This is a genomic window from Bacillus sp. UMB0728 (assembly GCF_002858875.1).
Classification (GTDB): domain Bacteria; phylum Bacillota; class Bacilli; order Bacillales; family Cytobacillaceae; genus Bacillus_AB; species Bacillus_AB infantis.
Window position 1 is genome coordinate 556814 of the sequence record NZ_PKLA01000004.1, and the last position, 24976, is coordinate 581789.

The 24976-nt window shown below is 46.1% G+C and carries 25 protein-coding genes; 5 read left to right on the forward strand and 20 right to left on the reverse strand.

All coding sequences use genetic code 11. From position 1 onward, the window contains the following. The first annotated feature begins 13 nt into the window (after nt 1-13). The gene (locus CYJ37_RS18550) at nt 14-229 is read left to right on the forward strand and encodes a YheE family protein (protein WP_009795154.1); all 216 of its coding nucleotides are present in this window, start codon (nt 14-16) and stop codon (nt 227-229) included. 313 nt (nt 230-542) lie between these two features. Here CYJ37_RS18550 and CYJ37_RS18560 read toward each other — a convergent pair whose 3' ends face one another. Further along, the gene (locus CYJ37_RS18560; protein WP_009795152.1) at nt 543-803 is read right to left on the reverse strand and encodes a metal-sensitive transcriptional regulator; all 261 of its coding nucleotides are present in this window, start codon (nt 801-803) and stop codon (nt 543-545) included. A gap of 205 nt (nt 804-1008) precedes the next feature. On the opposite strand from CYJ37_RS18560, the gene CYJ37_RS18565 reads away from it, so the two are divergent. Next, nucleotides 1009-1905 carry a PucR family transcriptional regulator gene (locus CYJ37_RS18565; protein WP_009795151.1) on the forward strand — a complete coding sequence of 299 codons (897 nt, stop codon included), beginning with the start codon at nt 1009-1011 and terminating at the stop codon, nt 1903-1905. A 121-nt stretch (nt 1906-2026) separates the two neighbouring features. Beyond that, complete coding sequence (locus CYJ37_RS18570) at nt 2027-3136, forward strand: ABC transporter ATP-binding protein (RefSeq protein ID WP_009795150.1); 1110 nt, start codon at nt 2027-2029, stop codon at nt 3134-3136. 20 nt (nt 3137-3156) lie between these two features. Here CYJ37_RS18570 and CYJ37_RS18575 read toward each other — a convergent pair whose 3' ends face one another. Further along, nucleotides 3157-3414 carry a hypothetical protein gene (locus tag CYJ37_RS18575; protein ID WP_009795149.1) on the reverse strand — a complete coding sequence of 86 codons (258 nt, stop codon included), beginning with the start codon at nt 3412-3414 and terminating at the stop codon, nt 3157-3159. A gap of 288 nt (nt 3415-3702) precedes the next feature. Here CYJ37_RS18575 and CYJ37_RS18580 point away from each other — a divergent pair, with 288 nt between their 5' ends. After that, on the forward strand, nt 3703-3906 hold the full coding sequence (locus tag CYJ37_RS18580; protein ID WP_009795148.1) for an alpha/beta-type small acid-soluble spore protein: 204 nt from the start codon (nt 3703-3705) through the stop codon (nt 3904-3906). A 75-nt stretch (nt 3907-3981) separates the two neighbouring features. Here the strand turns inward: CYJ37_RS18580 and fumC are convergent, their stop codons facing one another. From fumC to iadA, 18 genes are all read right to left on the reverse strand, one after another. Further along, on the reverse strand, nt 3982-5361 hold the full coding sequence (gene fumC, locus CYJ37_RS18585) for a class II fumarate hydratase (RefSeq protein ID WP_101551004.1): 1380 nt from the start codon (nt 5359-5361) through the stop codon (nt 3982-3984). Between the two features lie 424 nt (nt 5362-5785). Beyond that, on the reverse strand, nt 5786-7795 hold the full coding sequence (locus CYJ37_RS18590; RefSeq protein ID WP_101551006.1) for an ABC transporter ATP-binding protein: 2010 nt from the start codon (nt 7793-7795) through the stop codon (nt 5786-5788). Further along, nucleotides 7792-9549 (reverse strand): ABC transporter ATP-binding protein, encoded by a 1758-nt coding sequence (locus CYJ37_RS18595; protein ID WP_022543556.1) that lies wholly within the window; start codon nt 9547-9549, stop codon nt 7792-7794. The genes CYJ37_RS18590 and CYJ37_RS18595 overlap by 4 nt, the downstream gene beginning before the upstream one ends. 442 nt (nt 9550-9991) lie before the next feature. Next, nucleotides 9992-10306, reverse strand: a complete 315-nt coding sequence (locus CYJ37_RS18600; RefSeq protein WP_009795141.1) for a YbjQ family protein — start codon at nt 10304-10306, stop codon at nt 9992-9994. Next, nucleotides 10287-10490, reverse strand: a complete 204-nt coding sequence (locus tag CYJ37_RS18605) for a hypothetical protein (protein WP_009795140.1) — start codon at nt 10488-10490, stop codon at nt 10287-10289. Before CYJ37_RS18605 ends, CYJ37_RS18600 begins: the two co-directional genes overlap by 20 nt. Continuing rightward, nucleotides 10478-10696 (reverse strand): hypothetical protein, encoded by a 219-nt coding sequence (locus CYJ37_RS18610; RefSeq protein WP_009795139.1) that lies wholly within the window; start codon nt 10694-10696, stop codon nt 10478-10480. The genes CYJ37_RS18605 and CYJ37_RS18610 overlap by 13 nt, the downstream gene beginning before the upstream one ends. After that, nucleotides 10693-11049 (reverse strand): YxlC family protein, encoded by a 357-nt coding sequence (locus CYJ37_RS18615; protein WP_009795138.1) that lies wholly within the window; start codon nt 11047-11049, stop codon nt 10693-10695. Before CYJ37_RS18615 ends, CYJ37_RS18610 begins: the two co-directional genes overlap by 4 nt. Beyond that, complete coding sequence (gene sigY / locus CYJ37_RS18620; protein ID WP_180827383.1) at nt 11012-11566, reverse strand: RNA polymerase sigma factor SigY; 555 nt, start codon at nt 11564-11566, stop codon at nt 11012-11014. The genes CYJ37_RS18615 and sigY overlap by 38 nt, the downstream gene beginning before the upstream one ends. Before the next feature lie 214 nt (nt 11567-11780). Further along, complete coding sequence (locus tag CYJ37_RS18625) at nt 11781-12974, reverse strand: MFS transporter (protein ID WP_009795136.1); 1194 nt, start codon at nt 12972-12974, stop codon at nt 11781-11783. A 161-nt stretch (nt 12975-13135) separates the two neighbouring features. Beyond that, nucleotides 13136-13687: a GNAT family N-acetyltransferase gene (locus CYJ37_RS18630; RefSeq protein WP_257964248.1), complete on the reverse strand. Its 552-nt coding sequence runs from the start codon at nt 13685-13687 to the stop codon at nt 13136-13138. Between the two features lie 28 nt (nt 13688-13715). After that, complete coding sequence (locus tag CYJ37_RS18635; RefSeq protein WP_094768322.1) at nt 13716-14336, reverse strand: HAD family hydrolase; 621 nt, start codon at nt 14334-14336, stop codon at nt 13716-13718. 38 nt (nt 14337-14374) lie between these two features. Then, complete coding sequence (locus CYJ37_RS18640) at nt 14375-15262, reverse strand: S16 family serine protease (protein WP_101551012.1); 888 nt, start codon at nt 15260-15262, stop codon at nt 14375-14377. 88 nt (nt 15263-15350) lie between these two features. Beyond that, a complete protein-coding gene (locus CYJ37_RS18645; RefSeq protein WP_094768324.1) occupies nt 15351-15716 on the reverse strand; it encodes a cupin domain-containing protein in 366 nt (121 codons plus the stop codon). 585 nt (nt 15717-16301) lie between these two features. Further along, entirely contained in the window at nt 16302-17579 is a 1278-nt protein-coding gene (locus CYJ37_RS18650) for an MFS transporter (protein ID WP_101551014.1), read from the reverse strand. Between the two features lie 163 nt (nt 17580-17742). After that, nucleotides 17743-18885 carry a mannitol-1-phosphate 5-dehydrogenase gene (locus CYJ37_RS18655; RefSeq protein WP_101551016.1) on the reverse strand — a complete coding sequence of 381 codons (1143 nt, stop codon included), beginning with the start codon at nt 18883-18885 and terminating at the stop codon, nt 17743-17745. 5 nt (nt 18886-18890) lie between these two features. Then, a complete protein-coding gene (locus CYJ37_RS18660) occupies nt 18891-20969 on the reverse strand; it encodes a BglG family transcription antiterminator (RefSeq protein ID WP_101551154.1) in 2079 nt (692 codons plus the stop codon). Nucleotides 20970-21064: 95 nt separating this feature from the next. Then, entirely contained in the window at nt 21065-22999 is a 1935-nt protein-coding gene (locus tag CYJ37_RS18665) for a PTS mannitol transporter subunit IICBA (RefSeq protein WP_101551018.1), read from the reverse strand. Between the two features lie 199 nt (nt 23000-23198). Beyond that, nucleotides 23199-24371 carry a beta-aspartyl-peptidase gene (gene iadA / locus CYJ37_RS18670; protein ID WP_101551020.1) on the reverse strand — a complete coding sequence of 391 codons (1173 nt, stop codon included), beginning with the start codon at nt 24369-24371 and terminating at the stop codon, nt 23199-23201. 245 nt (nt 24372-24616) lie between these two features. Here iadA and CYJ37_RS18675 point away from each other — a divergent pair, with 245 nt between their 5' ends. Then, the gene (locus CYJ37_RS18675; protein WP_009795126.1) at nt 24617-24928 is read left to right on the forward strand and encodes an HPr family phosphocarrier protein; all 312 of its coding nucleotides are present in this window, start codon (nt 24617-24619) and stop codon (nt 24926-24928) included. Nucleotides 24929-24976 lie beyond the last annotated feature (48 nt).

The following is a 24976-nucleotide window of genomic DNA, read 5'->3' on the forward strand; positions in this document are numbered from 1 at the left end:
GAGGAGGAATGATATGCTAACACATTTTCAATATCAGCCGCTTTATGAAAACAACCAGATGCCCGGCTGGCGTATTTCCTTTTATTTTAAAAATAAAAAGTACAACGGCATTTACAACCCCGACGGCAGCATTGAATGGACGGGCGCCGCTCCCCCTTCAGACGAGGAGGACCGCCTTAAATCGGGCATCCATGAATTGATGCTCTTTCATGTGTATGACAGCCGCTGAGGAAGAATCCTGTGCATAATCAGCTCTCTTGATGGAAAAGTAATAATACTTAGCCATGGAGGTCTGTACCATGAAAAAAATGATCCAGAATCAAAGAAATCTGCGCCTGATGCTCTTTTTGAAGGCAGGGAGGATACATACCAGGATGTTGAGCGCATGATAGGCGAAGGGCTCTCAGGGGGATCTGTACATGAAGGCAGAAGCTCCGCCAATATTGAAGAGGCACGTCCCCTGGTACGCGAGGAGCCGCCGGCAAGGACCACATCCAAATAAGGCAAAAAAACCGCAGACCTTTTGTCTGCGGTTTTTTTGATTATCTGCTTTTTACAATCATATTGACTGCTTCCTGGATGGCTTCTTCTGCATTTCTGCCCTCTTCATTGGCTTCTCTTATGCAGCTTTCTAGATTTTTGGCGACAATATACCCCATCGCCCGGTCAACGGCGGATCTTACGGCAGAAAGCTGGGTCACCACATCTTTGCAGTGCTTCTCTTCCTCCATCATCCGGATGACTCCGCGGACCTGGCCCTCCAGGCGCTTCAGGCGATTCTTCATTTCCTGTGAATATTCCATCTATTTTTCACCCCTTAATTGCGGACAAACTGATTAATGCTATATTACCATATGCAGCGGCAGACTGATGGCTGCTGATGCCTTATTCCTGCTATAATTAAGAGAGCTGGATATCAGCAGAAATCTTTAACACAGCCACCAAAATAAAGGTTTGAATAAAATATTATCTCTTTTGGCGAATAAAAGAAAGTATGGAGAATGATCTATGTTTACTAAATTGCATGCTTTATACCGGAATTCCAGGCTTCAGCAGGAAGAACCAGACTTTTTCTTTTTTCATGATTTTTATTGGTTCACAGACAATGATGAAACTCAATGGTTCGGAGTGCCTGCAAAAGATATCTCTGAAGAAGAATTAAGGCTCCTCCGCACTCTTTTTCATTCTGCACGCCTTCCCGGCAGGCTGGATCAGCACTCAAAAGGATGGCATGACTGGCTGTTCCGCAGCGGCCCCCTGCCCGTGGCTGAACCGGCGCGCTGCAGAATCGCCCAAATCGAATTGAGCGGCAGCGAGTTTGAGCAGGAAGATGCCGAAACGGCGCTGCGGGCCTTTTTGTCAGAGGATATTATTCTCCTGTGGGAAAAGAAAACCCGCTGCTATCTTGTTATTCCGGAAGGCAACGATGTTGGCGAAGACGAATTCCGATCCATCATCCAGGCGTTCGAGACCGATTTTTACGTAAAAATGTATGTATACCTGGGCAAGTTTTTTCCCGCAGGCGATCAACTGCGGGGCGGCTTTGAAGAGGAGAAGGATTTCTTCGGCAGAGCCCTCAGGCTGATGCCCCATGAAAGAGTCCTAACCTTTGAAAAGGCATTCCCGTCCTGCCTGGTTGCTGAAATGAAGCCAAGCCTCCGCGAGAGCCTTGACACCCAGCTTCTTGGACCGGCTGCAGAGGATTCGGAACTGCTGGCCACAATCAAAGCTTTTCTTGAGAACGGATCCAACGCAACCCTGTCGGCAAAAAAACTGTACATCCACAGAAATACCCTGCAATACAGATTGGATAAATTCTCGGAAAAGACAGGAGTAAACCTGAAGGATTTCAATAATGCTGTAACCGTTTACCTTGCTTGTCTGCTCAAGGATCAGCAGCATTAAGACCGGACTGTACAATGTGACTAAAAAGCCTGCCCATCTTTTGTGCACACCTCCTAATGCTGATTTCTGAAATTTCCTTTATTATTAGAAGCAGAAGGAAAACAACCGGGGAGGAATTAGGATGGCAGAATTAAAACTGGATAATATATATAAAATTTATGATAACAAAGTGACAGCAGTGGATAACTTCAATCTTCATATCCAGGACAAGGAATTCATCGTTTTTGTCGGCCCTTCAGGCTGCGGTAAATCGACAACACTGCGAATGATTGCAGGACTTGAAGAAATTTCACAGGGGGATTTCTCAATTGACGGCAAACGCGTCAATGATGTGCCTCCAAAAGACCGCGATATCGCGATGGTTTTCCAGAACTATGCCCTTTACCCGCATATGACGGTTTATGATAATATGGCTTTTGGACTGAAGCTCCGCAAATTTCCAAAAGATGAAATTGCCCGCCGTGTAAACGAAGCTGCCAAGATCCTTGGACTTGAGCCTTATCTGGACCGTAAGCCAAAAGCATTGTCCGGCGGTCAGCGCCAGCGTGTTGCACTTGGCCGCGCCATCGTCCGCGATGCCAAAGTCTTCCTGATGGATGAGCCGCTTTCCAACCTGGATGCCAAGCTCCGCGTTCAGATGCGTGCGGAAATTGCCAAGCTTCACCAGCGCCTGCAGACGACAACGATTTATGTAACACATGACCAGACCGAAGCCATGACAATGGCTACACGCCTTGTGGTCATGAAAGACGGAGTCATCCAGCAGGTTGGAGCTCCAAAAGAAGTTTACGAAAAACCTGAAAATGTATTTGTCGGCGGATTCATCGGATCTCCTGCCATGAACTTCTTCAACGGCAAGCTCCAGGATGGAAAGCTGGTCCTCGGTGATACATCTGTAGCCGTTCCGGAAGGAAAAATGAAAGTTCTCCGCGACCAGGGATATGTCGGCAAAGACATCATTTTCGGAATCCGTCCTGAGGATATCCACGATGAGCCTGTATTCATCGATGCTTCCCAGGGATCCAAAATCTCTGCCAAAATCGATGTATCCGAGCTTACTGGTGCAGAAACCATGATTTACTCCAGCATCAATGGCCAGGACTTTGTCGCCCGTGTTGATTCACGGACAGACATCATGCCTGGACAGCAGGTGGACCTGGCGTTCGACATGAACAAAGCCCACTTCTTCGATGCTGAAACAGAAGACCGCATCCGCTCAAAGAATGAATAATAGAAAAAAACTCCGTCTAATCAGACGGAGTTTTCTTTTTCTTTCACAAATGCCACCTCATCGTCTCCGCAGTGCGGACATGAAAGCAGATGGGGGCATTCTTTATTTTTATAATCATCAGGATACCCATCCTCGAGTTTCAACTGGTCAGCTGGCATATAGGCGCTGTAATCATCATAAAAATCCATGATTTTCCCGCTGTCTTCCATTCCGTTACCGCATTTCGGGCAGCTTTTGCTGATATTTTCAAGCCCGTTGCATGCCGGGCATACTGACATAGCTGCTCCTCCTTCCTATTCCATCAGTCTAATATCATTAGTCTGCATCCTTTTCCGCTATGTATGTAGAATAGCCTTTTCAGAGTCATAAGAAACCATTCAAAAAAGGAAATAATTGCATCATTTCCTGCCGAATAAACAGGCAGGAATCAACCATAATAGAGAGTACAAACAGCAAACAGCCGGCAGGCACAGCTTCCCTTCCCACTGCGGACTATGCATGGTGCTCCGTTTGGTTCAAGTCCAAAATAGTCCAACCAAAAAATTATTCGAAGGAGAGTGCTCATCATGGCAAACAACAATTCTTCAAACCAGCTTTTAGTACCAGGCGTATCACAAGCTCTAGACCAAATGAAATACGAAATCGCTAACGAATTCGGAGTAAACCTTGGTGCAGAAACAACTGCCCGCGCTAACGGATCTGTTGGTGGAGAAATCACTAAGCGTCTTGTTCAAATGGCTGAACAGCAGCTTGGCGGATCTCAATTTTAATCTAAGCTAAAACAATTGAATAGATAATGGCTGAAAGGACACCAAACTTATGGTGTCCTTTCTCTTGTGCTGCTATTAAATCATTTTATCCGGGTCAACCCACTGATCATATTCTTCCTCTGTTACATGGCCGGTTTTCAGCGCCGCCTCTTTCAGCGTGGAATTTTCATTAAAGGCAAGCTTCGCAATCTCTGCGGCCTTTTCATAGCCGATATGAGGATTCAAGGCAGTGACAAGCATAAGTGATCTATCTACATGCTCTTTGATGACTTCCTCATTCGCTTCAAGGCCAACAAGGCATTTTTCATTGAAAGACTGCATGCTGTCTGCAAGAAGCCTGATGCTTTGCAGGAAGTTGTAAATAATGACCGGCTTGAAGACATTCAACTCGAAATTCCCCTGGCTTGCAGCAAACCCTATTGCTGCATCATTGCCGAATACCTGTGTCACGACCATGGTCAAGGCTTCACTTTGCGTCGGGTTCACTTTGCCTGGCATGATGGAGCTTCCCGGTTCATTAGCAGGAATGGAAAGCTCGCCGATCCCGCTGCGCGGCCCGCTGGAAAGCCAGCGTACATCATTGGCGATCTTCATCAGATCGGCAGCGAGCGCTTTGAGACTGCCATGCACATGGACGATCTCGTCATGGCTTGTCAGGGCGTGGAATTTATTATCCGCCGAACGGAAAGGATGGCCAGTCTGTTCGGATATCCACTCTGCCGTAATCGGCCCAAAGTCCGGATGGGCATTGATGCCTGTGCCAACCGCTGTTCCGCCGATCGCCAGATCATCCAGATATTTGATAGCATCTATCAGCATTTTTTCATTTTTCTCAAGCATGGCCCTCCAGCCGCTGATTTCCTGGCCCAGTGTCAATGGCGTGGCGTCCTGGAGATGTGTTCTGCCGATTTTGACGATCCCCTTGAAGGATTCTTCCTTGATTTTAATGGTCTTCTTCAGCTCGTTCAGTGAAGGAAGCAGCCTTTCTGTCAGCTCGATGACAGCTGCGATATGCATGGCCGTCGGAAATGTATCATTTGAGCTTTGGGACATATTTACATCATCATTCGGATGCACCTTTTCCTCTGAGCCTTTTTCCGAGAGCATCTCATTCGCTCTTCTTGCAACGACTTCATTCACATTCATATTGGACTGGGTGCCGCTCCCCGTCTGCCAGACAGCCAGTGGGAAGTGCCCATCCAGCTTCCCATCCAATATTTCCGTGCACGCAGCCGCAATTGCTTCCTTCTTATCATCTGAAAGTTTTCCAAGCTTATGATTCGCTTTGGCTGCCGCCTGCTTTAAATGGGCAAAGGCATAGATCATCTCAAGAGGCATTTTTTCGGTGCCGATTTTGAAATTGTCCTTGCTCCTCTGCGTCTGTGCGCCCCAATACTTATCACTCGGCACTCTTACCTCGCCAAGGGTATCTTTTTCAATCCTGAAATCTGACATACTTATCCCTCCTGTATTCATCCTTATAGCCTTTTCCCTTATTTCTTCATTTTAATGTTAAAATTTTGGCAGTTCCAGTAATTTGAATTCCGGAAAGCATAAAGCCGGCCTGTTTGTGGACCGGCTTTAACCGTATCTCAATTGTGGACGAGCGCACAGCCGATAAAATAGCCGATGACCATGATGCTTGCTATGCTGAGAGTAACCGCGAAAACCTCCATGATTTCCCCTCCATTCCTGCCGGATGGCCAGATATATCCCCTACTTAAAAATTATCATATTTCTGCCATGCTGCTTAAAAGCTGCCTGCACGATTTTGTGGCATAAAGGTGAATAATCGGTGAACGCGGGCTGGAATGGCTTCAGGGTACCTCTGCCCAGGCCTGGCCAACCAGAAAAGCACCCAATTAAGGGTGCTTTTCTGTCAGCCGGCCATGAATCCCTGCTGAAGCTGGTACATCTGATAATATTTCCCCTTCAGCTTCATAAGCTCCTCATGGTTGCCTTTTTCGGCGATTCGTCCCCGGTCGAGGACAAGAATTTGGTCAGCATTGCGGATGGTGGAAAGGCGGTGGGCAATAATAAAGGTCGTCCTGCCCTCTTTCAGCACCTCCATCGCATTCTGGATCACTGTCTCTGTTTCGGTATCGATGCTTGATGTTGCTTCGTCAAGAATCAGGATGGCCGGATCAAAAGCCAGCGCCCTTGCGAATGAAATGAGCTGCCTCTGCCCGCTTGAGAGAGTGCTTCCTTTTTCAATGACCGGTTCATCAAATCCTTTTTCGAGATTTTCCAGTACTTTGTCAGCACCTACATCCCTTAAGGCTTTTTCGACATTCTCCCTTGTGACAGCCGGGTCATTGAGGCTCACATTCTCTGCTATCGTCCCGGTGAACAGGAAAGGATCCTGGAGGACAATCCCCATATGCTTCCTGAGATTCTGCCGCGACATGCCGGTGATGTCCTTTCCATCAATAGTGATGCTCCCTTTCTGGCAATCGTAGAAACGGAACAGCAGATTCATGATGGAGCTTTTGCCTGAGCCGGTATGCCCGACAAGAGCAACGGTTTCACCGTGGGAAGCTTTGAAGGTAATGTCCTTGAGGACATATTCGCTTTCCTTATAGCCAAAATGGACCCCATTAAATTCTACATTTCCTTTATAGCGCGGAACCTTGCTGTCATCCACTTCGATTCCTTCCTCATCGAGGAGTTCAAATACCCGCTCACCTGCCACCAGTGCCTGCTCCAGATTGGCAAGCTGGTTGACAATTCCCTGCACAGGCTGGAACAGACGGTTGATATAGTCAACAAAGGCATAGAGCATTCCAAGTGAAATGACTGCAGATGCATTTAGGGACTCACCCCCGAAATACCAGATAAACGCAACGAAGACGATATTTCGGAGTACACCGACTAGATTATGGGAGGTTAATGAGTTTAAGTTGAGCAGTTTGTTCTGATAGGTAAAATGCTCTGTGTTCAGCTTTTCGAAATCTTTCCTTGTGTCTCCCTCGCGCCCGAAGGCCTGGATGATGTTCATCCCCTGTATTGACTCGTTAACCATTCCATTGATATCGCTCACTCTGGTCCTGATGACCTTATTATATTTGGATGCGTACTTTCTATAGACAATCATCCAAATGTACAGGATCGGCAGAAGAATCAGGCAGATTGCTGCCAGCTTGGCATTTAATATAAAGAGCGCGGTGTAGATGCCGGCAATATAGATGAAGCTTGTAAAGAAGGTTGAAAGCACGGTCACGTAAAGCTCGCGGATCGCTTCCGTATCATTCGTAATCCTGGCAACTACCTTTCCTGCCGGGAGATTGTCAAAATATTGGACAGGCAGTTTCTGGATCTGCCCGAAAACATCCTTCCGCATTTTCTGGATGATCCGGTTAGCAGACTTTTGCAGATAGTATCTTTGTCCATACTGGAAAATGGCCGCAATGACAATCAATCCGAAGTAAAAGGAGAGAAGCCTGATGATGCGCGGGATTTCAGGTTTATAAAAACCCATCAGCTCTTCCCCCTGGAGCCTCGAACCTTCATATACCTCTTTTTCTTCTCCTTTTGAGATGGTCAGCAGACCATCCTGAAAGCTTCGTTCTCCATCAAATTGTATGTCGCCCTCCACAAAGATAAAATCTTTTCCAGCCTGGAGGATGCGGGCCTGACCGATCATGGGAGAGCCTTCATCCATATACTGCTCTCTTGTATAATAATGGCCTTTATATGAAACAGAATCATCGTTTTCTCCTGTCTGATACCAGACGGATTCAATCCCGAGTATATGCTGGTCAATCAGCCTCTTGGCAATGAACGGACCCGCAAGGTCTGCGGCAACGGCGACAGTAAGCATGGCAAGCGCGGCCAGAATGATCTTTTTATAAATAAGCGCATATGAAAAAAGGCGTTTTCCTGTTTTCATGACAGCACCTCCTCTTCTGCAGCTGCCTGGGCCTGCTGTCTGATATACTGCTCTTTATACCAGCCTGACCCTTTCATCAGCTCTCGATGTGTCCCTTCCTCGGCTATCACGCCATTGTCCAGGACTATAATATGGTCCGCATGCTGGACCGCCGTCATGCGGTGTGTGGTAATGATGGTGGTTTTTCCTTCCCTTTCTGAGCGGATATTGCCGATAATCTTTTTCTCTGTTTTCGCGTCAACAGCCGAAAGTGAGTCATCCAATATCAGTATTTCAGGATCCTTGATCAGCGCCCTGGCAATCGAGATCCTCTGCTTCTGTCCTCCTGATAGGGCAACCCCCTTTTCACCAACAAGGGTCTCCAGACCTTCAGGAAGCATTTCAAGATCCTTGCGGAAGGCTGACAGGTCAATGGCCTTCTGCAGATCACTTTCATCTGCCTTTTCGTTTCCGAACAGGATATTCTCCCTAACCGAACGGGAAAAAAGAACATGATCCTGAGGCACATAGCCAATCCAGCTCCTTGTATTTTGCAGTGACTGTTCCCTGATCGGGATTCCAGCAACGGCCAGGGTTCCTGTTCCGGCGGGATATTCCCTGAGCAGCTGCTTGATGAAGGTCGTCTTTCCGCTGCCCGTTTTGCCGACTATCCCTAAAGTCTGGCCCCTATCCAGCCTAACCTTGATGCTCTTCAGATTATCAGTGCTGCTCGACGGATACCTGAAAGTAACATCATCGAAAACAATATTCTCCGGTCTCTCGGCATCAGCAGGCTTGCCGGGATCCTTTACATCCTCCTCGTAGGAGAGCGTTTCCTGGACCCGGTCAAGGGAGGCATTGCCCCTTTGCATGATATTGATCAGCTCGCCGATTGCAAACATTGGCCAGATCAGCATTCCAAGATACACATTGAAAGCGACAAGATCTCCTAGTGTGATCGCCTGATTGAAGACCAGGTTGGCTCCATAGCCAAGCCCGATCAGATAACTGAGGCCGACGATGATTTTAATCGTTGGATCAAAAAGGGAATCAATCCTGGCGACCTTGATATTTTTTTCATAGACATCCTCTGTCATATCGTGGAACCGGTCTTCATCTGCACGCTCCTGCACATATGCGCGGATGACCCGGACACCGGATACTGATTCAAGGACTTTGTCATTCAGGTTCCCGAAAGCATCCTGGGCCTCCATGAAACGGACATGGATTCTTTTTCCGTATATTTTCATTAATAAAGCCATAAGCGGCAGCGGCAGGACTGCTGCGATTGTCAGCTTCCAGCTGACCAGGAAGCCCATAGTCAAGAGGATCGTCAGCATGAAGATGCTGCTGTCAACAAGCGTGAGAATCCCGAATCCGGCCGTTACAGATATAGCCTTTAAATCATTTGTCGCCCGCGCCATCAGGTCCCCGGTCCTGTTTTTCTCAAAAAATGACGGGGTCATCTTCAGCAGATGGTTCATAAATCTGCTCCTCAGCTTTCTCTCAACAAGAAAAGCCCCTCCGAAAAGCTGATACATCCACACATACGTGATCCCATAAGACACTACTGTAATCACCCCGAGCAGCAGCAAATACTGAAGGATCTTGCCGCTGTCGAGTGATCCCAGATGGATGTCATCGATTGCCTGCCCGACGAGCCTTGGCGGCATCACATCCAGAACCCCCACAATCGCAAGCAGGATAATGGCAACCGTATATCTTTTCCATTGTTCCTTAAAAAACCAGCTCAATTTCTTCAAAATCGAAAACATTCATTCCTCCCCTTTCTATTAACAGCCGCTCTGCTAGCCTCCCTCGAGATCTCCAGGCGAAATAGCAATCCTTTCTTGTTGATAAAACAGCATAACCAACTTCCTCCTTTTTAAAAGTTATATAGAAAACAGGCTGATGCCTGGTATTCCCATCATATAAAGACAAAAACAAAAAAAGACATACCGCGTCATGGCGATATGTCCCGAAAAAAGACAAAAGCACAGGCTGCGCAAAAAGCTGCCTGTGCTGAATCAATAATAAAATGAATGATTACTGGGAAAAGTCAGGGAAAGGACAGGCCGGCATATATTCAGTTATTAAAATAGCATCATTTCGTGCAATCATGATCATGCGCCCCCTTTTCAAATTTTTCCACTTTGTAAGATTATCATCTGTCTTATTAAAAGTCAATTGGCATTTTTGTTATTTTTCTGAACTTTATTACTCTGCCACAACAGCTGTTCCATAGGCAATGATTTCTGAAGCATTCTGCATAACAGCAGAAGACTCCAGGCGCATGCAGATCACAGCATTCGCCCCTTTTTTCCTGGCATCTTCCACCATCCTCCCGATTGCCAGCTGCCTTGCTTCATCCATCATTTCTGTATACTCTTTGATTTCTCCTCCGACAATGGTTTTGAACCCTGCCAGAATATCCTTTCCGATATGCTTGGACTGGACTGTGCTTCCCCTGACGAATCCTTTCAATTCTTTCACTTCCATACCTGGAACAAATTCAGTAGTGACGATAATCATGCTCATTTTCCTCCTTTTTTTCTTTATTCCTTTCCCAGCCCACCATGATAAGCAAAGCAATGATTAATATGGCATAGGAGGCATAAAATATGACAGCCGCCTTTAAATTGATGAAAATCATCGCGAGCCCAAGGAGCTGCCCGCCGAGAGCCGTAAATAAGAGAAGCTGCTTTAATTTCTCCATTCTTTATCTCCCTTGTTTTTCCTCCAGCTCTTCTCGACAAAAATAAAATAAACCAAGAGGGGCATCGGCGCCTGGATAAGGCCGATCAGACCCCACAGCCAATAATGATGCCCCCTTTTTCTCGCATGAAGAAAGAGAAAAACACTTTGGCTGATTAGTATAACGGCAACAAGCAGCAGGAGCGGCAGGGAAATTTCCTCATTCATGCTTCATTCACCCTTTGCCTGACAAAATAGTAGGTGCCTGCCCCTGTAATGAATATCCCGGCTGCTGCCTGGATGGCTATGAAGACAGCTGGAAGCTGGTGCAGGGTAGTAAGCAGGACCGTTAATATCACCGCTGCCATCACAAAGAACAGGCCAATATCCCTTATCCAGCTTTTCCGCAGCTGCTCCTGCTTTTCTGCAACCATCTCCTCGAACCATTCAAGCTCCGGAGTATGAATAGAAAATGACTGGTCAAGGATCTCAAGCCCTTTTTCGATTTCATCAGCTGCCAATCTATCCTGTTTATTTTCGTATTTACTTTCCAGCGGTATGATTTTCTGTTCCTTTTTCATGCAGGCCCAGCTCCTTTCTGACAGCTGCAAGTCCATTATGGATCCTTGATTTGGCTGTTCCGGGGGATATTTTCATCATGTTTCCTATTTCGTCGTAGGAATAGCCGTAATAATGCTTTAAAACGATTGCTACACGTATATCATCTTTCAATTTGCCAAGAGCGGCAAGAGCATCATTCCACTCTTCATTCCGGCTCTCCATCTGCCATTTCAGCTTCCTCCATGACTGCTCCTGCCCTTGCCAGTGTTTCTCCCTTTTCTTCCTGCGCAGATGGTCTATATATAAATTGGTCGCAATGGAAATGAGCCAGGAAGAGAACTTCGATTGGCCATTATACAAATGGATTTTTTCGAGGGATTTTGCCATGGTTTCCTGGGCAAGCTCCTCTGCCAGATCCTTATCCATGGCTGCCTTGACCAAATACTTGACCAGAAAAGGGTAATTTTGCTTAAAAAGCATGGCTAGTGCCCTTTTGTCACCTTTTTTGGCTGCCTTGACGAGCTCTTTGTCTTCCATTTTTGACATCTTTCCTTCCAATGCCCTTATATGATAGGTTACCTCTTATCCTGCTCTATTCCGCTGCTGTTCATTTTCTTTTCATTCATATGACGGCGGGGCCACGAAAATCGTTCATTTTTTTTCGAAAAAAATATTGGATAGTGCCGGCTGCACAAACTGAAGGCTGCATTTGCAAAAATGCAGCCTTCAGTTATTCATCTTTTAAATAATCTCAGGAGAATCTCTTTCTGACCGCCAGCAGGTAGATTCCGTTAAACAGCAGCAGTATTCCCGCAATTACGAAAGTAATCTCCGCACTGTTGTTCTCCGCCATCGCCCCAAACAATACTGTTGAAAGGGCAAACGCCATGGAGACCAGCGTATGCTGGGCACTGAACACCTTTGGCAGCTCTTCTGCCGCGACCTCTTTTTGTATATAGGTGTACAGAATGATGCCTTTGATCTGATGGATAAGCCCGCTGAGAAATACTAATAGTAATGCAGCCCAGGCCAGTGAATTGGCGCCAAACAGCAATGTCACTATGGCCACTCCGAAAGAGGCGGATATCAAGGTGAGTTTCATATTTTTTTCAAAAATAGAAGAGAACTTCTTGCATATGACCCCGCCCAATATTAAGCCCATGAAAAAAGAAGTGTTGATATACCCCCACCAGGCTTCCCCTGCCTTTAAAACTTCCGCAACAAATACATAAAGAATGGCAGCTATCCAGACTACGTTAGCAATGGCTTCTATTAGAATCACCACATGAAAGCTGCGCAAAACAGGCTGCGTCCAAATAGAGATCCAGCCTTCCAGCAGAACGTTCACCGTACTTTGCTTTTCAGTATTGGACTGGAATGGAGTCTTATCATTGATTAACTGCATCATCAGGGAAGACACGGCATAGAAAGCCAGCGTAAGCCAGATGACATTCTGCCCTCCTGCCGCTGCAGTCAAAATGCCGCCAAGTGCCCAGCCGCCTAATTGGATAGATTCATTTAATAAAGCTAAAAAGCTGTTGGCCTTCATCAGTTCTTCTTTCTCCACCAGCCTTGGCAGCATGGCGTCTGAAGCAGGGAGTGCCCAGCCGTCGAAAAAAGCAATAACAAATATCAATACTAATACGAACAGTATCTCCGGAGAGCTTTGCAGCCAAAGCCAGCCAGAAAGAATAAAAAGCGCCAGCGTCTTGCTCACCTGGGAGCTGACAAGCATGGATTTAAGTTTGTATTTATTGAGCATTAATGGCGAAATTGCTCCGCTAACAGCCCGGCCTGCCATATTCAAAAACGGCAGCAGTGCCAGGTACACCGGAGACCCGGTAACAGAATATAAAATGGATATCAAACCCACTATATAAAACACATCTCCTAAATTGGCGAGTGACTGCCCAATCCAAAGAGACCGGAAAGATTTGCTTTTCATATAACCTGCCCCTCTTTATCTTAGAATTTAATGATAAAAAGGGAAATTTACAATGGACGATGCCTCCTTATGATCGTTTAAAACTTAGGTTATAAAAATTTTTTCGGCAAAAAACAGGTTCTGTCTCAGCAATCAATCTGAGGGAGAGGCTTGAAAAGCAATCAATCCTTCTGAAAATTCATTTTTAGAAAATCTTCCTGCAGGATGCCGTAAAGAACGCAATCCTTATACTGTCCTTTGGCATTACGTATCATATGCCTGACAATTCCTTCTTGCTTCATTCCCGCTTTCTTCATCACTTTCCCGGAAGCAGGATTATCCGTATTATGAGCGGCAGAAATTTTATGAAGATTCATTTCAGAGAACCCAAACTCCATGACCGCCTTTAATGCTTCTGCAGCATATCCTTTATTCCACCAGGCATAGCCCAGGGAATAGCTGACGCTGCTGTTTCCGGTGGTCAGATCCCAATCATACAAGTCAATTTCTCCGACTAATTCCCCCGTGGCTTTCAATTCGATTCCCCACCAGCAAAAGTCTTTCCTTTCATATCTGGCTGCTATATCCGCCACTCTCGCATTGGTTTCAGAAACCGTCCTGTGTGCCGCACTCACCCTGTTTTCTGCTACGCGCTCATCTGAAAGCCATCGGTCGAAGATGGCTTGGCTGTCCGAACGTTTCAGCCTCCTGAGCTTCAGTCTTTCGGTCTCCATTAGCGGTGTTCCCAAATAGGTGATCATTTCAGCCGAAAACCTTTAAGAGATCTTCAAATTTTTTAATCTCCTTATCATATTCACTCACTTCCCCGAAGCCGTATTGAGCATAAACGAAAGGGATTCCTGCGAATCTGGCGGCTTTTCTGTCGCCTTCTGTGTCACCTACATATACCGGGCTGGAAAGATGATTTCTTTCTATGATCAATTTGATATTCTCACCCTTTGAAAGGCCGGTCCGGCCGGGATTTTCGAAATCAAGAAAATATTTTTCAAGCTTATGATATTTATAGAAAACCTCTATGTAGCCTTCCTGGCAGTTGCTGACAATGAAGAGCTTATATTTTTGCGAAAGTTCCTCCAGGACTTTTTCAGCATTTTCATAAAGTTCTCCACCATGGATTCCCAGGAAGTGTGCTTCAGCCTTCCTGCATTCCTCCACCAGCTGCTGCCGCTGTTCTTCTGTTAGATCAGGAAAAAGCCTGCGGCTTATTTCATCCATCTGCAGACCCATTGTTCCTTCAAAATCTTTCCGTGTCAATTTACCTTCCTTGCGGTCATCTTCTTTAATGACACTGTTCCAGGCAACCAGAACTGTATCAATTGAATCCCAGATGGTCCCATCTAAATCAAAAATAATGCTGTCCATGTATCTCGTCCTCTCTTTCTTTATGAAAATTCCTGATGCTATCCTCCATCATTCAATCTCCCAATAGCTTCAACAGCTTCATCCACATGTGAAACATCAATAATTTCTATTTTTCTGCTGCTTTCTTTTTGTATAGCTGCAGCTTCTTCCGCATTTTCACTCGGAATGATCAGGTATAAGAATCCAGATCTTTCAGCAATCCGGATTTTTTCCTTTATCAATCCTACATAAGATACTTCTCCATGCTCATTAATCGCCCCTGTAACTGCAACAGGCAGCCTGTTTTCAAGGAGTCCTTCTTTAACGAGCCCTGAAAGCGCCAGGCTGAGTCCGGCACTATTGCCGGCAATGTCTGGCTGCTGTATAAATCTCCTGAGCCAATCATCTTCTTTTCCCAGGTATTCTGCTGCGTTCTCTTCCATTTGCAGCAAAGGTTCTTTCTGCAGATGAAGCCATTTTAACAGCTGCCGGTTTTTGCTGTCATATCTAACTTTATGATCCACTTCAGCAACGGACAGTACGTCAACTCCCTGCGCTGCCAGCAACTTTTTGGCATCTTGTTCACTGTTCTGGTTTTTCAGCGTAAATTCAGCTGCGCCTACCGAAAAAATACCCGATTCCTTTAAGGCCTCATTCGGTTCCTGGTAGGCATAAGCGACATGCGAAGGGGGAGAGCTCAGCGCTACCAGCAGCAGCGGCAGTTCATAGCAGAACAGGAGGAAGAGGAGAAAGGCTGAAACTGTGATTTGTATTCTGTTTTTACGTTTTTGGCGGAAAACAAACCATAAATTCAGCAGAATCACCAGCAGGAGAAACAGCATAAAGACAAAGGCATATTCATTGATGATTTCTAAAAGGTATAGAAGCAAAAATACTATATAGAAAAGGAATGTCATGAAACCGGCAATGACACCAGTTTTATACATTATCCATCCAAGCTCCCATTGGTCTGGTTTTTATTATCTATCTTCATAGCCGGGAAACTTCTATATTAGCAGGCGGGTTTTTGTTAACTTATATCCAAACATCATTCTCCGCTGTCTGCTCTGTTCTTTCCTGCCCGGTATTTATAACGCCTTTCGGCTCTACAAGCATGATTTTGCATTCGTTCCCGGCAAAAGGCTTATGTTCAGTATTTTTAGGGATGACAAACAGCTCCCCTTCTCCCAGCTCCACTTTTCCATCACGGAACTCAATGGTCAGCCTGCCTTCCAGAACGATAAAAACTTCGTCCGTGTCATTATGCTTATGCCATACAAAGTCCCCTTGGACTTTAACAAGCTTAAATTGATAATCATTCATTTCAGCAATAACTTTAGGGGACCAATGATCCGCAAATTTTGAAAACTTCTCTTGAAAATTGATTGGTGAATAATTCATTATACTCTCCCTTTTTTTAAATAGTGTTTTGCAGCGATCATATGCAAAAGAATCCCATTTCTTATGCTTCTAGATGAAGAGCTTATAATCCTTCCAAACCCCTTGTTAATTGGCGGGAGAATCAAAAAAGAAGAGAACTCTGGGCAGTGTCCGCTTCTTAATTAAAGGCTCTTTTCCCGTTGACTTTTGCTATTTTGCTATCCTTATTAAGAGTAATTTCCCGCCCAGCCATAAAAAGCGGAACTTCCCGGACCTGAATGACGGAAGCCGTGACAGGCTGAAAAATAAGCGTAGGAATTCCCCCTAATTTCGAAAAAACACTAAAATTAGCTCAAATAGACGGAGAAATTCCGTCTATCAACTCAAAAAACAGGAAAATGGGCAACTTCGCTACTCTTAACCGGAAATTCTCCGCTTATTTGTACCCACCCCTGCTATTTTCAGGAGCCTAACCGCAGAATCTCCGCTTATTTTAAGGCTTGCTGGTCACCCGAATAAGGATTAAGCCCCTCATTATCCAACACCATAAAATGTAAATTATTCTTGTTATAATTAAGAGCAGCAATCTTTACGAAAAGAGCCTATTTAAATTGCCGTTTCAGCTGCCGCCTTTTCCAATTCTTCTTCGGTCCGGCTGTATTTAGGCAGGACAGCTGTGTAAAACAGGCCGACCAGTATCAGGCATCCTCCTACAAGCCAATAAAGCATTTCTACTTTCAGGATCGCCGGGAAGCTGTAGGCGATGAAACCGAGGGTGACTGACTGTGAAAGCATCATCAGCGGGCTGATCCATCCCTGGACCCTTCCCATCATTTTTGGGTCGATGATGCTGGGCATCCATCCGCCGATTGCGATATTTACAAGAGGCAGGCCGAGGGATGTCAGGAAAATCAATACCATAAACAGGATAATAGATTCTGCAAAGGAAGCGGCAATCACAAAGCCCCCTGTGATGGTGATTCCGGCAATGATCATCTGATAAAGCTTTATTTTCTGGGAAAGCAAGGTGGCGATGAAGCTGCCGAGCAGAATGCCTGCTCCGAAAACCATCCCGATGACAACCGATAATTCTTCATATGTTTCTGGCGCAAGCCTGTATTTCAGCATAAAAACCGGCATAACGCTGAAGCCGCCGTTCACAACACCGAAAACGATGAAACCGGCTAGCAGGGCCGACAGCAGCTTATTGTTCAAAATATACTGCATCCCCACTTTGAAATCCCTGAATACAAGCTTAAGGTTGAGATCCTTCAATGTGTGCTTTCCATTAGGAAGGCGGACCTCTTCTGCAATGCGGCATGATCTGATCAAAAGGGCACTGAGCCCGAATGTGACAGCATCTACCAGGATGGCCCCGTAAACGCCCACTGTCCAGTAGGCCAAAATGCCAAGGCCGTTCCCGAACAGCATGAATAGACTCATGATCAGCTGGTTCAAGCCGGCTGCAGCCGTATAGTCATCTTCTTTCAATATCCCCTGGACCATCGCATGCTCGGCAGGGAAAAAGAACTTCTGCACAGCGCTCCTGAGGAACAGTACAAAGAAAATCAAAGGCATCCAGCCTATCAGGATTGTCCCGATCAATGCCACTGACAGTGCAGCAGTGATCCAGTCACAATAATAGGCAATCTTCTGACGGTCCATCCTGTCTGCAAAAACCCCGACAAGGAAAAATACCGCGAGCGTCGGGAGGCTGTACATGAGCTCTGTAATCGAGGCATATACCGGCTGGTCTGAAAAACGATCCAGCAAGTAGAACATGAAAGCAGTCAAGCCTAATGTGCTTCCCATTTGTGAGGTAAAGTTGGCAAAAAATAATCTGGCATAATTCTTATTCTGGAAGATTTCTTTGAATTTTTTCATTTAAGCTCCCTCGATTCCGGTTAATTGCTTTAATCATAATGCGTTTTCAGGAAAGGGATAAGCGCCTTCTGATGGTTTCTTGCTCCTCCTCGAGGCGGAGGAGCCCTAAGCCAAATAAAAACGCCGTTCCTTCAAGGAACGGCGCATGAGTGTTCTAGCACTATTATTTTTTCATCTGCTCATACTGGCGGGCAGCTTCTTTTGCAATAAGATTGTCTCCCTCCAGGCCGCTGACTTCATTGAGCACATATAATGGCCCGTGCTCTTTCAGCATCTCCTGGATTTTAACGGCTTCCTCATCTCCCTGGAAGTCGAAATGCAGTGCCGCAGCAATGGCCTTGGCAAGATTTTCGAACGGCAATCCTGCCTTCATTGCCTGTTCTGCAGGACGGACAAGCCTGTCATTCGGCCCGAGCTTCCTTATCGGTGAACGTCCTACCCTTGTTACACCGTCGTTCAGGAAACCGTTCTGGAAACGGCCGATAATTTTCTTGATATACTGTGCATGCTCTTCAGCATCAAGCCCATATTCCTTTACAAGATATGCGCCAGTTTCCTTCAGCGTCGCTTCAGCCTGTTTGTAGACAGCTTCATCCTTCAGGGCTTCATCAATGGTTTCCTTGCCTGCAAGGTACCCTAGATAGGCGATGACAGCATGGCCCGTATTGACGGTAAATAATTTTCTTTCAATAAAAGGAGCAAGATCAGGAACGATTTTCATTCCTTCTACAGCAGGTATATCTGTTGGTGCTTCGACAACCCACTCATAGTAAGGCTCAACCAGCACATCAAGGGACCCTTGGTTATTCTGGATCGGAACAATCCGGTCTACAGCTGAATTAAAGAAGAATACCCGGCCTTCCAGCTTTCCTGCCGTTTCCTCATCAAGGTTTTCAAGAATATAGCCTTTCAAGAGGTCGGTAGCTGAAATCTGGTTTTCACAGGCAATGATATACAGCTTGTCATCAGTTTTTTTAACTCTTTCAGCAATGCCCTTGGCAATGAGCGGGGCAATGCGCGGCAGGATATTCGGACCGATCGCTGTTGTAAGATACTCAGCCTCACCGATGGCTTCAATGACCTGGCTTTCCTGTGTCATATTATTAAGTCCTGAAACAGAGCTGATCTTCTCTGATGAACCGTTCTCGGCAGCCAGATTGACTTTATATTCGCCTTGTTCATTCAATAGATTGATGATTTCTTCTGCAATATCAACAAAAGTTACATGATACCCTGATTTAGAGAACAGCGCGCCAATAAAGCCGCGGCCGATATTCCCTGCACCAAAATGTACTGCTTTTTTCATAGTTATCATCCCTTTATCAATTGGTTTTGGATATAGTCGAGAAAAATTTCTTCCAGTCTCTTCTTTATAGCTTCCTCACTGCCTGAAGAAAATATCAGCATCGCTTCATCATTTTCAATCAGGCTGGTGCTGATCAGGCTGACGATTTCCTGCTGTCTTGGGCTTAAGCTTTCAGGCGCAAGCATAAGGAGCAGATTATCCGCCTCCATCATCCTGCCATCCATCCCTTTCAGCTGGACTGCGCGGCCGAGCCGTGACACTTGGAAAATCAGCTCTTTTACTGCTTCATGGCGGCAATGGAAAAGAGCCAGCCCTGTTTTCGGTATGCCCAGTCCGCCCAATTTCTCCCGTTCCCTTAAACGGGTGATGACCTTACTGCTTTCGGAAAGGCTTCCCTGTTCTTTTGCACTATGTACCATTTGGGAAACCACTTCCTCATGGTCAGCTGCTTCAGGAAAAAAGTAAAACCTGAAATTGCGGAGGATTTCTTTGATACTGTTTTGAACATCACCAAGGTCAGACAGCATTTGCCCTAGACCGATGCTCCGTTCTTTTTGCTTGGGATAACTGCTTTCGGGCGAAAAGGTGCGGCTGGCTGCCAGCTCACCTATGTGTTTTTGCAGAAAGCCCTTTGCTGCCAGTATATCCTCCTCTTCCAGAAGCGGATTGACGAGGATGTACTCCAAATCTGTGTAAGGCAATCTGACTGTTGAAAAAATGATATCGTAGCTGTTCAGATCTGTTTGCTGTATTTCCTTGATAGAGGAAATTTCGACGGACCGGATTTCCGGCAATTCTTTTTTGATCCTGCTGGCCAGCATTTTGGAGGTTCCAATCCCTGTCGGGCAGATGATGAGTGCATGGACTGAAAGCTGTTCTTCCCTGAGCAGCAGGACAGATCCGAAGTGGAGGGCAATAAATGCTGCCTCATCATCGGGAAAAGATATATCACGGAACTCCTGTTCAAGGCTGTTTTTAACGGCGAGAAAAAGGGCTGGATATTTCTTCTTGATGTCTTCTGTCAGTGGATTATGCATCCCCATATTCTGCCTGATCCTGAATATTGATGTTTCCATATGGGCGAGCAGGCCCTGAAATAGGGAGAAGTCTCCTGTTAAATCTGCATTCAGCTGGGCAGATACATGCTGGATGATATTTTTGACAGACTGCCCGATCATCACACTGTCATAGTGGACGGAATCAGGTGCCTGCAATTTGGATCCTTTCAGTACGATAGCAAGAAAACGGATATCCTGTTCAGCAAGGCAGACGGAAAATTCATCCGCGAGCTCATTGCCCAGGCTGGCAATCAGATTTGCCTCTTCCTTGATGTCCGGAGGTTCGATGAGGTCGTCCTCAATGCAAAAGCCGCCTTCTGTTCTTTGTAGCGAGATGCATAAATGGACCAGGATGCCGATATAGTCGCTGTCAGCCAATCTTGACTGCCCCTTATTGATTCTTCTGCCGGCAAGGCGGTCGGCTGCGTAAAGGAACTTTGACCGGAAATAGTAGAGCACCCTGGGCTTGTTCCAGCTTCCTGCATCAAGGAGGAACAGGCTTTCTATGAGCTCTTCATTAAAATAGATTAAATAATAGTCGGCCAGCGCCTTCCTTATATCAGATTCTTTGCCGGACAGCTCTACCCCTACCCCTCTTTTCCTTCTGACAGATAGCCGGTAGCTTTCAAGCCAGCCAGCCAATTCATCGAGGTATGCAGTATAGGTCGTCACACTGATGCCGACTTCCTTTGCTGCCGGCTGAAGTTTAAAGGGTTCCCCCTTAAGGAGCTCCAACAGAATCAGCAGCTTCCTTTCCTGGGGAGTCTGGTCTGTCGGAATGGTTTCCGCCATTGTCTGAACAAGCCGGAAAACATCCTCATTCCGCCCGGAAATCACGAGGCCTTCATCAGGCGTCCTCCCAAGCTCAAGCCCGAATTGCCGAAGAACCTTTGCAACAGATGCAAGGTCCCGGTGGACAGTCCTGGCACTCACGTTTAAGTAAGAAGCAAGGGTCAGGGCCGTATGCTTGCCGGCCGTCTTTATGATCAGTTCTATGATGCTTTTTTCCCTTGAGGTAATAAACATCTTTATCAGCCCTATCTGCAGACAGATTCTTTTCCGCCAAAAAACAAAAGCGCAAAAAGGCACAAGCTGTGCCTTTCTGCATGTCTTACCGGTCCTTACCCGTTAAGGATATCCATTAACTCTTTGGCTGTTTTCGCCTGGACCATTTTTTCGATGTTTTCCATCTCCGAGCAAGTGACGGCAATGGAAGACAATATTTCAAGATGGGTGCCATCTTTACCGGCAATACCGAAGATCAATCGTACTTTTTCACCGTTAAAGTCTACTCCCTCCGGAACCTGGATGACAGTGAACCCGGATTTGATGACTTCCTGCTTAGCCGCTTCTGTGCCGTGAGGGATGGCAACATCATTGCCCATATAAGTTGAAGTCATTTCATCCCGCTCAATCATGGCTTCAATATAATTTTCACGGACATATCCGCCGTCAACAAGCGCCCTTCCGGCAAAGCGGATGGCTTCCTCTTTATTTTCAAATTTCTGGTTGAGGAAAACGTATTTTTCGAGCAGCAGATCATTGTTATTTTCTGCTGCAGCAGAATCATCGCGAGCTTCTGCAGGCGCTTCTCCCATTGCTTCCGCTTCTGCATCTTCTGCGATATCAATCAGTTCTTCCTCTGCAGAGCCTTTCAGCTTGCTGATCAGATTATCGTATTCAGGGCTTGAAAGGAAATTGTCCACTGACACATGATAGGCACCAGGGATTTTATTTTTTGCCCTTGGCGTCAGTTCTTCCTGTGTAATGACTACCTGTGCGTCAGCAGGAATATTGCTGATTGCCGTATTGGTTACATTCACATCATTAAGGCCGGCAGCCTTCACTTTTTTGCGGAGAAGTGAAGCCCCCATGGCGCTTGAGCCCATTCCGGCATCACAGGCAAAGACAATTTTGCTCACATTTTCAGGAAGCTTGCCTTCTGTTGCTGTGAATGCAGAAGCAACTGAGCTTTTCTTCCCTTTCATTTCCTGCATCTTTTGTGCTGCGGCTTCAATATTTTCATCTGACTGCTTGCCTGTTTTTAAAATAAAGGCAGAAGCAATGAACGAAACAGCACCGGCTACAAGGACAGCAGCAAAGTTGGCAATATAGGCACTCGCATGGTGAGGCGTCACTGCCGTGATGGCGAGAATGCTTCCCGGTGATGCCGGTGCGAAAAGACCGCCGCCAAGCAGGACAAGTGTGAACACACCGCTCATTCCGCCAAGGATGACCGCGATGAATAATAGCGGACGCATCAGGATGTAAGGGAAGTAAATTTCATGGATTCCCCCAAAGAAATGGATAAGTGCAGCTCCGGGTGCAGATTGCTTTGCGTTTCCTTTTCCGAAGAAGATGTACGCAAGAAGCACACCGATACCAGGTCCAGGGTTTGCTTCCAGCAGCAGCAGGATGGACTGGCCTGTCTGTTTGATCTGTTCCGTCCCAATCGGAGTCAGGACCCCGTGGTTGATTGCATTGTTAAGGAATAGAATTTTTGCAGGTTCAATCAGGATGCTTGTTAATGGCAGCAGGTTTGTTTCTACAAGCCATTCCACCCCGCTGACCAGCCAGCCTGTGAATACATCGACTGCAGGTCCGATACCCGCAAATGCCAATATCGCGAGTACACCGCCAATGATTCCGGCAGAGAAGTTATTGACAAGCATTTCAAAGCCTGCCTTGACCTTACCTTCAATGGCGCGGTCAAAAAGCTTGATTGCATAACCGGCGATCGGGCCGACAATCATGGCTCCGAGGAACATCGGAATATCAGAGCCGACGATGACACCCATAGTAGCTATGGCACCGACTACAGCTCCGCGCTGGTCATGGATCAATTTTCCGCCTGTATAACCAATCAGCAGCGGAAGAAGATAAGTAATCATTGGGTCAACCATTTTGGCAAGGCTTTCATTTGGCCAGAACCCGGATGGTATGAATAGTGCAGTTATCAGGCCCCAGGCGATAAACGCACCGATATTCGGCATGACCATGGAGCTCAGGAAGTTACCGAATTTTTGTACAGCTATTTTTATATTAGGCTGAGCCATTTGCACTCTTCCCTTCTATTTATAGTATTTACTTATCTATGGTAAATGACAGGGAGGCAGGGTTCAACGAAGAAGAAAACTAACTTTGTCGCACACCATTGTGACAAACCTATTGTTTCTCAAAAAAGGCCAGTTATTCTTACAGCTTGCAGCAGAAAAAGCAGACTGAATGAAAATCTTCAGTCTGCTCTTTACAGGTTTATTCAAAAGTTCCTTTGACAATAGCCTGTCCGCCTTCTACTATGGTCCTGCCAAGGGCTATGACGGTATCAATCTGATAATCGTCCGGATCCAGCATGACCAGGTCTGCATCCCTGCCTGCTTCAATCGCCCCTTTATGAGGCAGCTTTAAAATGTCTGCCGGATTTTTGGTTATGACCCTGATTGCCTGGTCAAGCGGGATATCTTCAAGAAGGATGCTGTCACGGACTTCACTATATAAAGAGGATATCTTTCCGACCTTCATGCCGATCAGTTCTCCTGCCTCGTTAAAATCCGGCAGGCTGCCCTGGGCGTCAGAGGTAAAAGTAATCTGTGATATTCCGACCCCTGCGGCAAGCATCCTTTTCAATCCCCTGCTGCATTTAACCTCCCCTTCCTCCTGGAACTTAGGAATGGAGCTGGTTGTAAAATCAACATAGCCCCCCCTTTTGGCATATCGGATGCCCTCTTCAAAGAGGTGGGGATTGCGGTTGATATGTGTCGGGTAAAATTGGCGAAGCGGAATATCAGTCTGTTCCACCACATCTTCAATCAGCTTCAAATGATCATAGCTGTCGCCAACATGGATGTTGACGATTCCGGCTTTGCCTGAAAGCATTCCCCCGATCCGGGCTGCAGATGCTATTTTGGCGAGCTCCTCTACGGTAGGCTGGGAAGAACGGTGATCGCTGATGGCAATTTCTCCTGCCCCGATTATTTTATCAATCAGGATGATATCATCTTCAATTTTCCCAGTGAGTGTCTTTACCGGCACCTGATAGGATCCTGTCTGGGCATAGCAGGTGATTCCTTCTTCCTCCAGCGCCCTTGCTTTGGCAATCAGGCTGGGCATCGTCCTGGTGGTACCATCTGTTCCGATTACGCCCACAATGGTGGTAATGCCTGCCAGAGTGGCATCGGTCAGCTGCAGCTCAGGAGTCCTTGTCCGGTAGCCGCCCTCGCCGCCACCACCTATGATATGGACGTGGGCATCAATGAAGCCGGGTACTACCAGCTTTCCCTCTGCCTCTATTATCCTGATATCTGCAAAGCCTTCAGGCAGATCGATATGATCCTTTATATAGCCAATCTTATTCCCTGTAAGCAGTATATCTTTCTTTCCTATATGATCAGGTGCATATACATTCCCGTTTCTGATGAGAGTCAGCAACCTCTTGTCCCCCTCCATGATAAATGCCTCATTATTCAGAATGATTATGCATTTATCTTAAACCTGACTTTACCAGCCGGCAAATCTTATGCCTTATCCAGCAGCTTCTACTGGAAAAATAGAGAAGCCCTGTCATCATTTTGACATGTTTAGACTTCGGGAGCCGGGGTAAATCTCAAGTAACAATAAACGATAAAAAAACAAACAAAAACTATAAATATACTATAAAGGAGAACTGAACCATTATGAAAGAAATCATCTCTACAAACATTAACCTGGATAGACATTTTACAATGAAAGATATGCTTGAAATCTATCAGGCCGCTAAGCAATATAAAGGCAACACAATCATCTATTGCAATCAGAAGTCAGTTGATGCTTCCAATATGCCAAAGCTGGTTTCCTTCCTGCTGACCCAAAAGGCGAATACATCCATTAAAGTGATTGTCGAAGGGGTACAGGCAAGGAAGCATCTCGCTAAAATCAAGGAAACTTGCGCAAACCGTGTATCTGCATTCAAAAAGGCTGACCAGCCATTAATGACGGAAACCGTTTAATTCCCAGAAAGGCAGTGAACCTATAATGATCCGGACGATTCTTATGAT

What these genes read in the sequence shown, in the direction of transcription:
- CYJ37_RS18550 (WP_009795154.1), top strand. Translation starts at nt 14, where the DNA reads ATGCTAACACATTTTCAATATCAGCCGCTTTATGAAAACAACCAGATG.
- CYJ37_RS18560 (WP_009795152.1), bottom strand. Translation starts at nt 803, where the DNA reads ATGGAATATTCACAGGAAATGAAGAATCGCCTGAAGCGCCTGGAGGGC.
- CYJ37_RS18565 (WP_009795151.1), top strand. Translation starts at nt 1,009, where the DNA reads ATGTTTACTAAATTGCATGCTTTATACCGGAATTCCAGGCTTCAGCAG.
- CYJ37_RS18570 (WP_009795150.1), top strand. Translation starts at nt 2,027, where the DNA reads ATGGCAGAATTAAAACTGGATAATATATATAAAATTTATGATAACAAA.
- CYJ37_RS18575 (WP_009795149.1), bottom strand. Translation starts at nt 3,414, where the DNA reads ATGTCAGTATGCCCGGCATGCAACGGGCTTGAAAATATCAGCAAAAGC.
- CYJ37_RS18580 (WP_009795148.1), top strand. Translation starts at nt 3,703, where the DNA reads ATGGCAAACAACAATTCTTCAAACCAGCTTTTAGTACCAGGCGTATCA.
- fumC (WP_101551004.1), bottom strand. Translation starts at nt 5,361, where the DNA reads ATGTCAGATTTCAGGATTGAAAAAGATACCCTTGGCGAGGTAAGAGTG.
- CYJ37_RS18590 (WP_101551006.1), bottom strand. Translation starts at nt 7,795, where the DNA reads ATGAAAACAGGAAAACGCCTTTTTTCATATGCGCTTATTTATAAAAAG.
- CYJ37_RS18595 (WP_022543556.1), bottom strand. Translation starts at nt 9,549, where the DNA reads ATGTTTTCGATTTTGAAGAAATTGAGCTGGTTTTTTAAGGAACAATGG.
- CYJ37_RS18600 (WP_009795141.1), bottom strand. Translation starts at nt 10,306, where the DNA reads ATGATTATCGTCACTACTGAATTTGTTCCAGGTATGGAAGTGAAAGAA.
- CYJ37_RS18605 (WP_009795140.1), bottom strand. Translation starts at nt 10,490, where the DNA reads ATGGAGAAATTAAAGCAGCTTCTCTTATTTACGGCTCTCGGCGGGCAG.
- CYJ37_RS18610 (WP_009795139.1), bottom strand. Translation starts at nt 10,696, where the DNA reads ATGAATGAGGAAATTTCCCTGCCGCTCCTGCTGCTTGTTGCCGTTATA.
- CYJ37_RS18615 (WP_009795138.1), bottom strand. Translation starts at nt 11,049, where the DNA reads ATGAAAAAGGAACAGAAAATCATACCGCTGGAAAGTAAATACGAAAAT.
- sigY (WP_180827383.1), bottom strand. Translation starts at nt 11,566, where the DNA reads ATGGAAGACAAAGAGCTCGTCAAGGCAGCCAAAAAAGGTGACAAAAGG.
- CYJ37_RS18625 (WP_009795136.1), bottom strand. Translation starts at nt 12,974, where the DNA reads ATGAAAAGCAAATCTTTCCGGTCTCTTTGGATTGGGCAGTCACTCGCC.
- CYJ37_RS18630 (WP_257964248.1), bottom strand. Translation starts at nt 13,687, where the DNA reads ATGGAGACCGAAAGACTGAAGCTCAGGAGGCTGAAACGTTCGGACAGC.
- CYJ37_RS18635 (WP_094768322.1), bottom strand. Translation starts at nt 14,336, where the DNA reads ATGGACAGCATTATTTTTGATTTAGATGGGACCATCTGGGATTCAATT.
- CYJ37_RS18640 (WP_101551012.1), bottom strand. Translation starts at nt 15,262, where the DNA reads ATGTATAAAACTGGTGTCATTGCCGGTTTCATGACATTCCTTTTCTAT.
- CYJ37_RS18645 (WP_094768324.1), bottom strand. Translation starts at nt 15,716, where the DNA reads ATGAATTATTCACCAATCAATTTTCAAGAGAAGTTTTCAAAATTTGCG.
- CYJ37_RS18650 (WP_101551014.1), bottom strand. Translation starts at nt 17,579, where the DNA reads ATGAAAAAATTCAAAGAAATCTTCCAGAATAAGAATTATGCCAGATTA.
- CYJ37_RS18655 (WP_101551016.1), bottom strand. Translation starts at nt 18,885, where the DNA reads ATGAAAAAAGCAGTACATTTTGGTGCAGGGAATATCGGCCGCGGCTTT.
- CYJ37_RS18660 (WP_101551154.1), bottom strand. Translation starts at nt 20,969, where the DNA reads ATGTTTATTACCTCAAGGGAAAAAAGCATCATAGAACTGATCATAAAG.
- CYJ37_RS18665 (WP_101551018.1), bottom strand. Translation starts at nt 22,999, where the DNA reads ATGGCTCAGCCTAATATAAAAATAGCTGTACAAAAATTCGGTAACTTC.
- CYJ37_RS18675 (WP_009795126.1), top strand. Translation starts at nt 24,617, where the DNA reads ATGAAAGAAATCATCTCTACAAACATTAACCTGGATAGACATTTTACA.